This window comes from Lentzea kristufekii, from assembly GCF_033949925.1.
GTDB lineage: Bacteria > Actinomycetota > Actinomycetes > Mycobacteriales > Pseudonocardiaceae > Lentzea > Lentzea kristufekii.
On sequence record NZ_JAXAVV010000096.1, the window covers coordinates 1 to 507 of the forward strand.

The following is a 507-nucleotide window of genomic DNA, read 5'->3' on the forward strand; positions in this document are numbered from 1 at the left end:
CACCGACGTGACCGAGTTCCGCATTGGTGAACGCAAGCTCTACCTGTCCCCGGTGATCGACCTGTTCGACCGATCCGTGATCGCTTACGCCTGTGGCCCGTCGCCGACGCTGGAACTGACCAACTCCTCACTGCGCGACGCGATCGCCACCCTGAGCGCCGGCGCCTCGCCGCTGGTGCACTCCGATCAAGGGTTTCAGTACCACCACGCCTCCTGGCGGAAACTGCTCGACGATGCGGGCCTGACCCAGTCGATGTCACGCCGAGCGAACTGCCTCGACAACTCCATCGCCGAGAACTTCTTCGGCCATCTCAAGGAAGAACTGTTCCACCACAACAGGTTCGACACCGTCGCCGAGTTCACCACGGCGCTGGACGACTACATCGACTGGTACAACACGACCCGCATCTCCACCACGCTCAAGGGCCTGAGCCCGGTCGAATACCGAGCCCAGGCCCTCGCGGCCTAACCTTCAGTTAGCCAGTCCAACTTCAGGGGACCAGTTCA

1 protein-coding gene is annotated in these 507 nt (G+C 62.3%); it reads left to right on the top strand.

Going from position 1 to position 507, the window contains the following annotated elements; all coding sequences use genetic code 11:
- Positions 1-469 (top strand): IS3 family transposase (locus SK571_RS46235; RefSeq protein ID WP_319990444.1); only part of this gene is annotated, 469 nt, incomplete at its 5' end.
- Between the last annotated feature and the right edge of the window lie 38 nt (positions 470-507).